Consider the following 7072-nt stretch of genomic DNA (forward strand, 5'->3'; position numbering starts at 1 on the left):
TACCACGCCGTCGGGGTGGACCACAGGCCCTATCTCGAGGCCGAGATCGGCGAGGTGGGCGTGCGCATGCTGCGTGCGGTCAAGCGCGCCGTGGACCCGCAGGGCGTGTGCAACCCGGGGACGTTGATCCCGTGAACGCAAGGCTGTCCGACCGTCGGATCCGTACGGTCGCCCTGCTGACCAACCCGGCCGCCGGCGGAGGGCGGGGTGACCGGATCGCCGACAGGGCGGCCGAGCGGCTGCGGTCGCACGGGCTCGAGGTCGACGCGCTTCGGGGGACCAGCGCGCAGGAGTCGCTCGACCTGGCCCGACAGGCGATCGCCGACGGGGTGGACGCTCTCGCCGTGTGCGGCGGGGACGGAATGGTCTCGCTGGCCGTGCAGGCGCAGGCGTTCTCGGGCGTCCCGATCGGCATCATCCCGGCGGGCACGGGGAACGACCTTGCCCGCGAGTACGGCATCCCGCTGGACAGTCCCGAGGCCGCCGCGGACGTCGTCGCCGGCGGACGCGTCGAGCAGGTGGACCTCGGCCGGGCCACCCCGGACGGCGGTGACCCGCACCTCTTCGCCTCGGTCCTGTGTGCGGGGCTCGACTCGGCGGTCAACCGGCGGGTCAACGAGATGACGATCCTCGGCGGGCCCCTGCGGTACGTCCTGGCCTCCATCATCGAGTTCCCCACGTACCGGCCCCGCCGGTTCCGCATGACCTTCGACGCCGGTGAGGCGGGGGAGGAGACGGTGGAGACGGAGGTCCTGCTCAGTGCGTTCGCCATCACCCGGAGTTACGGCGGCGACATGAGGATCGCCCCCGACGCCGACCGGTCCGACGGGTTGTTCGACGTCTGCTACGTCGGCAGGATCTCCAAGCCCCGACTGGCATGGCATTTCCGCAGGATCTACTCCGGTACCCACGTGGGGTTGCGGGGGGTGACCACGCGCCGGTGCAGGTCGGTCCGGATCGAGGCGGAGGACGTGGAGGCGTTCGCCGACGGTGACGCCGTGGCGCCTCTCCCGGTGACCGTCGAGGTCCTCGCGGGGGCCGGTCTGTTCCTGGTACCCCGGTAACTCCAGCACCATCTGCAACAGTGATTCACGCAGGTCACGGGCGTTACGCGCGGCTGCTACCTCATCCGCCAATCGGTTCGCGTCAGGCTCGCCGGGACGGCATGATCACCTCCATGCGCTCCAGGCTCACCGCGTCACTCGCGACCATCGCCGTCACCTCCGCCACTCTGATGGGTGGCGGGGGCGTGACGGCCTCCGCACAGGCTCTGCCTCCGCTCATCCCGCAGCACGTGGTGGACGGGTTCGTCTCCCAGGCCCGTGCCGCGGTGCCCGCCGAGGTGTGGGCGGCGGTCGGGTCGACCGGGATGATCTACCAGGACGTCGCAGGCGGGCTGCGCGAGGGCATCGTCCGCGAGATCGACTCCTACCGGGTCTCCAGGGGGCTCGGGGCGCTCGCCCCCAACCCGGATCTGGACCGCGAGGCGCAGGCATGGGCCGACCGGCTCGCCGCCCAGGACGCCGTCTACCACAACCAGGCCCTGCTGAACCGCGGCCACGGGGAGAACATCGTCGCCGCCGGCACGCACTGCGGACCGGTGTGTCTGGTCGACCTCTGGAAGAACTCGCCCGGCCACAACGACAACCTGGTTGACCCCGGGTACCGTTCTGCGGGAATGGGGATCGCGTACTCCGCCGGTGGCAAGGTGTTCGTGGTTCACAACTTCGCGTACTGAGGCTCCGCCCGGAGAACCGACCCGCGGCCAAGCACCGCCGAACAGACGAGGGAGACCATGTCCGAACGGATCACGCGCGCACTGAGGCTCAGGACGGACCCGGGGGTCTTCCTCACGACCGTGGCGGTCATCGTGGCCTTCGTGGCGGTCACGTTCCTCGCGGGGGACTGGGTGGGAGACGTGTTCGGCGCCGCCTCGGGGTGGATCATGACCAACCTCGGGTGGTTCTACATCGCCGGGGTGTCGATCTTCCTGCTCTTCCTGCTGTGGATCGCGCTGAGCCGGTTCGGGCACGTCCGGCTCGGCGCCGACGGCGAGGAGCCGGAGCACTCCACGGCGGCCTGGTTCGGGATGCTCTTCGCCGCCGGGATCGGCACCATCCTCATGTTCTGGGGAGTGGCCGAACCGATCTCACACTTCGCCACCCCCCCTCGAGGCGGGGTGGACGCGGGGAGCAGGGAGGCGGCACAGGAGGCCATGGCCTTCACCCTCTACCACTTCGGGCTGCACACCTGGACCATCTTCGCGCTGCCCGCCCTGGCCTTCGCCTACTTCATCTACAAGCGCAAGATGCCTCCGCGCGTCAGTTCGATCTTCGCGCCGATCCTGGGCAACCGCGTCTACGGGCCCATCGGCAAGACGATCGACGTCGTGGCACTGGTGGGCACGGTGTTCGGCGTGGCGACCTCCGTCGGCCTCGGCACACTGCAGATCAACGCCGGACTCAACGAGCTCTTCGGGATCGCGGTGTCACCGCTGGTCCAGGTGCTCGTGATCGTGGTGGTCACCACCATCGCCTGCATCTCGGTGGCGGCCGGTCTGGACAAGGGCATCAAGCGACTGTCCACCATCAACATCGTCCTGGCCGTCGCGCTACTCGTCTTCATCGTCGTCACCGGCCCCACCCTGTTCCTCCTCAAGGGGACGGTGGAGACCTTCGGGGTCTACGCCTCGACGCTGCCGGAGCTGGCGTTCTGGAACAACGTCTTCCCGGCCAACGACGACCTGGCGACCTGGCAGAACACGTGGACCGTCTTCTACTGGGCGTGGACCATCACGTGGTCGCCGTTCGTCGGGATCTTCATCGCCCGCATCAGTCGCGGCCGGACGATCCGCCAGTTCGTCTTCGGTGTGCTCGTCCTCCCGGTGGCCTTCTCCATCATCTGGTTCGGCGTCTTCGGCATGGCGTCCTTCGACATCGAGCTCAACGGCCCCGGCGGGCTCGTGGAGGCGGTGGTCGACGACGGCGACATCCCGGGTGCGCTGTTCGCGTTCCTGTCCAACTACCCGCTCGCGACACTCGTCTCCGGGATCGCGGTGCTGATCGTCGTCATCTTCTTCACCACCTCGGTCGATTCGGCCGCGATGGTCGTGGACATGATGGCCTCGGGCGAGGACGACACCGTCGCCCCGTCGCCCACCCACCAGCGCATCATCTGGGGCGTGCTCATGGGTGCCGTCGCCGCGACGCTGCTCGCCGGCACCGGGACGGGTGGTCTCAGCGCTCTGCAGGAGGTCATCACCGTCATCGGGCTGCCGTTCTTCGTCATGGGCTTCGTGATGATGTACAGCCTCGTCAAGGGCATTTCCGCCGACCTGGGCGAACGCCCGCCCACGGTGACCCGGCAGTGGGATCGCGCCTATTCTCCCGAGGAGTTCGAGAAGAACGAGACCACACCCTCGCCCGAGCCGATCGGCCCGCTGCACCGGATCCCCGGGGAGGAGGACGACGGCGCGCCGAACCCGCTCCAGTCCCCCGACTAGTGTCCTCGCACGTCGAGCATGGTCATCCCCGCGTGCATCTCCCACACGAGGATCTCGGCCCCGTCAGCGCCGGCCGTGACCCGGCGACCACCCGTCGCGGTGAGTCGCGCGGCGTCACCGGTGGCCAGCTCACCCTCGCCCTCCAGGTCGACCGAGCCGACGGGCACGTAGAGGTGGAGGTACGGCGCATCGGGGAGCTGGACGGACCGACCTGGCTGTAGACGCGCCGCGAGCAGGGCGGCGGTGCTGTTGCGGATCCGGATGGCGGCCCGGTCGGCGTGGGCGCTGAGGCCACCCGCGACCACGGCGAGGGTGTTCCTCAGCTCGCCGGGGTCGATCTCGCGCTGGTCGTACCCCGGATCACCGCCCGTGGAGTCGGGGACGATCCACATCTGCACCAGGTGTACCGGTTCGGCCGGGACCTCGGAGTGCCGGATCGATCCGTCTCGCCAGCCGTCGTTGCGCTCGGAGTGCAGGATCCCCGACCCCGCGCTCATCCGCTGGGCGAGGCCGGGATAGATGATCCCGTTGTGGCCCTCGGAGTCCTGGTGGACCAGCGAACCGGACAGCACCCAGGTGACGATCTCCATGTCCCGGTGTCCGTGGGTGTCGAACCCGGACCCCGGCGCGATCCGGTCGTCGTTGTTCACCAGTAGTCGCGCGAAGTGTGTGTTCATCGGATCCTGGTGGCGGGCGAAGGAGAAGGAGTGTCGGGAGTCCAACCACCCGCCGCCGGTGTGCGAGCGCGCGGCCGACCGATGGATCCTGACCTCTGGACCGAGCACGACACCCCCTTGACTAGCTGACGCAGCAACAATACTCTCGAGGGGTCCACCGGGGCCGGGGCGCCCGTCCAGAACGGTCGTCCGGGTTTTTCGCTGATACGGCGACGGTCTCCCGTACCCAGGCGTAGGGTGACAGTTGTCAGTGACGCGAGTCACATCATTCGCCAGGAGGTTTCCATGTTGCAGAACGCTCTGGCCGCCACGCTGCGCGTGGGTGTGGCCACGACCAACGAGGTGGCCCACATCGTCGTCGACCACACCCTGGGCCGTTTCCTCGACACCAACCCGGACAAGGTCCGCTGACCCTCCCTACGGGCCGGGCCGACACGGGCCGGGCCGACACGACGTCGTAGGGCGGCACGCCGTCGGACTACATGCCGTCCGCGGTGCCCTCGCTCCCGCCGAGAGCGTGATCCGGCTGTTCCGGGGTCTGATAGACGCGCTTCTGTTCCTCCAGGTCGCGCGTGCCCGTCGACGCGGTGCCGTCACCGTGACCGACACTCTGCCCGTCACTGTGTCCACCGCTGCCCGGGGCATCCGGGTCGATTCCGGTCGCTCCCTCCTCCGACGCCGGATCCGCTGCACTACCGTCGCCGACACGCGTTCCGTCGATGGTGTTGCCCAGGTCCTCTGGGGTCTGAGGGGGTGTCTCCGAGTTCATGTGGTCCTCCTGGATCGTGCGTGTGGGGTGCTGACGACCCTAACCGCGACGGGCGCCACGTGCCTCCGGTCATCTCCGCCGGAACCACCGGAGACCGCACCGGAGCGACGATCAACCGGGGACCGCCTATCCTGGTGCCCATGTCGGATAACCCCTTCGGTCGGGTCATCACCGCGATGGTGACCCCCATGCACGACGACGGCTCGATCGACTTCGACGGGCTGCAGCGACTCGCGGTCCACCTCGCCGATCACGGTCACGACGGCCTACTGGTCAACGGCACCACCGGCGAGTCCGCCACGACCACCGACGAGGAGGACTACGACGCCGTGGCCGCGGTCGTCGAGGCGGTCGGTGACCGTGTGTCGGTGATGGCCGGCTGCGGGACCAATGACACGGAACACTCGATGCGGGCGGCTGCCGCGATGGTCGAGCGCGGCGCCGACACGCTGCTGGTGGTGACGCCGTACTACAACAAGCCCACCCAGCACGGGATCGTCGAGCACTTCCGGATGGTCGCCGAGGCGGGAGGGCGACCCGTCATGGCCTACGACATCCCGGGGAGAACCGGCACGGCCCTGTCTTCTGACACGATCCGCCGGCTGGCCGAGATCCCCGGCCTCCGCGCGGTCAAGGACGCCAAGGGCGACCTGTTCGAGGCCAGCCGACTCATGGCCGAGACCGACCTGCTGTGGTTCTCGGGTGACGACGTGCTCAACCTCGCGTTCCTCGCACTGGGCGCCACCGGCGTCGTCTCGGTGGTCGGGCACGTGGCCGGAGACGACTACCGGGCCATGATCGACGCCGTCGACGCCGGTGATCTCCCCCGGGCCCGCGAGATCCACACCCGTCTCATCCCGGCCGTCGACGCGATCATGCACACCTCGCAGGGGGCCATCCAGGTCAAGGCCGCTCTCAAGATGCGGGGACTGCTCGGCTCCGACCAGCTGCGCATGCCCCTGCTCCAGGGCCCGCCGGAGCACCTCGACACGCTCCGCAAGGGCCTGGCGGCGTCCGGGCTCTCCTGACCCCCGGCGCGGTCGGCGACTACCGGTACGCCGCCATCTCGGTGCACCGCTCCCAGAGGGTGGCGGCGACCCGCTCGTCGCGGGAACTCCGGCTCGACCTGGCGATCCTGGGATGGCCCCTCAGTCCGCCGAGGCGGTCGGGGCCCACGAAGGTGGCGCCCGGCAGGTCCGGCACCGTGGCGGCGTAGAGAACGGACAGAGCGCCCATCTCCGGTGTCAGCCCGGCCCACGAGATCGAGTTGCCCAGCTCGAAGAACCGGTCGGCGGCGGGGCGGCCGCTCTGCCGGAGTAGTTCGGTGGTGGTGTAGCCGGGGTGGGCTGCCATCGATCGGATCCCCCTGCCCTCGCGACCGAGCCGGCGTTGCCACTCGTAGGCGAGCATGATGCACGCCAGTTTGGAGTTGGCGTACGCCGCCATCGGCCGGTATCCGCGCAGGTCCATGTTCAGATCGTCGGGATCGACGCGCCCGCGAAGGTGTGCCAGCGACCCGAGCCAGACCACACGATCGGTCAACTGCGGGAGCAGGCTGCCGGTGAGGGCGTGGTGACCGAGCGCGTTCACACCGAACTGCATCTCGTGACCCTGGGCGGTCCGCGAGGGCGGGAGGTTCATGACGCCGGCGTTGTTGATCAGGACATCCACCTGATCCGTGGTCCCGGCGACGAACTCGTCCACCGAGTCCAGGTCTGCCAGGTCGAGCCTGCGGACCAGTGCCAGGTCACGAGTCGCGGCCGGCAGGGTGGCCCGGGCGTCCTCGGCCTTCTCGAGGTTCCTGCACGCCATGACCACCCGCGCCCCCCGGGCCACGAGCGCCTGTGTGGTCGCCAGGCCGATCCCCGCGTTGGCCCCGGTCACGACGAAGGTCCGTCCCGTCTGGTCGGTGACGTCGGAGGCGGACCATCTGGGCGTGCGAGTCATGTGTGACAGTCAACCAGTCGCGCCTGCGCCGCGGTCCGACACCCGTGTGGTAACGCCAGGGGAGACGCCGCGAAGTTCTTGTGACACACTCGCGTGAGGCGGGTGAGATCCCACGCGTCACACACGCCTTTCGTCTTCGACCGAGATCTCGGAGTTCCCTCATGACGTTCGACCGCC

The 7072-nt window shown here is 69.1% G+C and carries 9 protein-coding genes; 6 read left to right on the plus strand and 3 right to left on the minus strand.

Features of this window, described 5'->3' with window-relative positions; all coding sequences use genetic code 11:
- The 4 genes from G6027_RS09460 to G6027_RS09475 form a co-directional block, all read left to right on the plus strand.
- On the plus strand, nt 1-135 hold a 135-nt coding region (locus G6027_RS09460), incomplete at its 5' end, for an FAD-linked oxidase C-terminal domain-containing protein (protein ID WP_182636949.1).
- Nucleotides 132-1064, plus strand: a complete 933-nt coding sequence (locus tag G6027_RS09465) for a diacylglycerol kinase (protein ID WP_182636950.1) — start codon at nt 132-134, stop codon at nt 1062-1064. The genes G6027_RS09460 and G6027_RS09465, both read left to right, overlap by 4 nt.
- A gap of 101 nt (nt 1065-1165) precedes the next feature.
- Nucleotides 1166-1738: a CAP domain-containing protein gene (locus tag G6027_RS09470; protein ID WP_182636951.1), complete on the plus strand. Its 573-nt coding sequence runs from the start codon at nt 1166-1168 to the stop codon at nt 1736-1738.
- 57 nt (nt 1739-1795) lie between these two features.
- On the plus strand, nt 1796-3502 hold the full coding sequence (locus G6027_RS09475) for a BCCT family transporter (RefSeq protein WP_182636952.1): 1707 nt from the start codon (nt 1796-1798) through the stop codon (nt 3500-3502).
- Here the strand turns inward: G6027_RS09475 and G6027_RS09480 are convergent.
- On the minus strand, nt 3499-4287 hold the full coding sequence (locus G6027_RS09480; RefSeq protein WP_182636953.1) for a pirin family protein: 789 nt from the start codon (nt 4285-4287) through the stop codon (nt 3499-3501). The genes G6027_RS09475 and G6027_RS09480 overlap by 4 nt on opposite strands.
- Nucleotides 4288-4464: 177 nt before the next feature.
- Here G6027_RS09480 and G6027_RS19335 point away from each other — a divergent pair, with 177 nt between their 5' ends.
- Entirely contained in the window at nt 4465-4590 is a 126-nt protein-coding gene (locus tag G6027_RS19335) for a hypothetical protein (RefSeq protein ID WP_277612329.1), read from the plus strand.
- A 67-nt stretch (nt 4591-4657) separates the two neighbouring features.
- Here the strand turns inward: G6027_RS19335 and G6027_RS09485 are convergent, their stop codons facing one another.
- Nucleotides 4658-4948 (minus strand): hypothetical protein, encoded by a 291-nt coding sequence (locus G6027_RS09485; protein ID WP_182636954.1) that lies wholly within the window; start codon nt 4946-4948, stop codon nt 4658-4660.
- A 140-nt stretch (nt 4949-5088) separates the two neighbouring features.
- Here G6027_RS09485 and dapA point away from each other — a divergent pair, with 140 nt between their 5' ends.
- Nucleotides 5089-5976 carry a 4-hydroxy-tetrahydrodipicolinate synthase gene (gene dapA, locus G6027_RS09490; RefSeq protein ID WP_182636955.1) on the plus strand — a complete coding sequence of 296 codons (888 nt, stop codon included), beginning with the start codon at nt 5089-5091 and terminating at the stop codon, nt 5974-5976.
- Between the two features lie 19 nt (nt 5977-5995).
- Here the strand turns inward: dapA and G6027_RS09495 are convergent, their stop codons facing one another.
- A complete protein-coding gene (locus tag G6027_RS09495) occupies nt 5996-6895 on the minus strand; it encodes an oxidoreductase (protein WP_182636956.1) in 900 nt (299 codons plus the stop codon).
- Nucleotides 6896-7072 lie beyond the last annotated feature (177 nt).

Origin of the sequence: Dietzia sp. SLG310A2-38A2, from assembly GCF_014145095.1 — a bacterium.
In the GTDB taxonomy this organism is placed as follows: domain Bacteria; phylum Actinomycetota; class Actinomycetes; order Mycobacteriales; family Mycobacteriaceae; genus Dietzia.

Coding starts and splice junctions, on each gene's coding strand:
- G6027_RS09470 (WP_182636951.1), top strand. CDS start 1,166: ATGATCACCTCCATGCGCTCCAGGCTCACCGCGTCACTCGCGACCATC.
- G6027_RS09475 (WP_182636952.1), top strand. CDS start 1,796: ATGTCCGAACGGATCACGCGCGCACTGAGGCTCAGGACGGACCCGGGG.
- G6027_RS19335 (WP_277612329.1), top strand. CDS start 4,465: ATGTTGCAGAACGCTCTGGCCGCCACGCTGCGCGTGGGTGTGGCCACG.
- G6027_RS09485 (WP_182636954.1), bottom strand. CDS start 4,948: ATGAACTCGGAGACACCCCCTCAGACCCCAGAGGACCTGGGCAACACC.
- dapA (WP_182636955.1), top strand. CDS start 5,089: ATGTCGGATAACCCCTTCGGTCGGGTCATCACCGCGATGGTGACCCCC.
- G6027_RS09495 (WP_182636956.1), bottom strand. CDS start 6,895: ATGACTCGCACGCCCAGATGGTCCGCCTCCGACGTCACCGACCAGACG.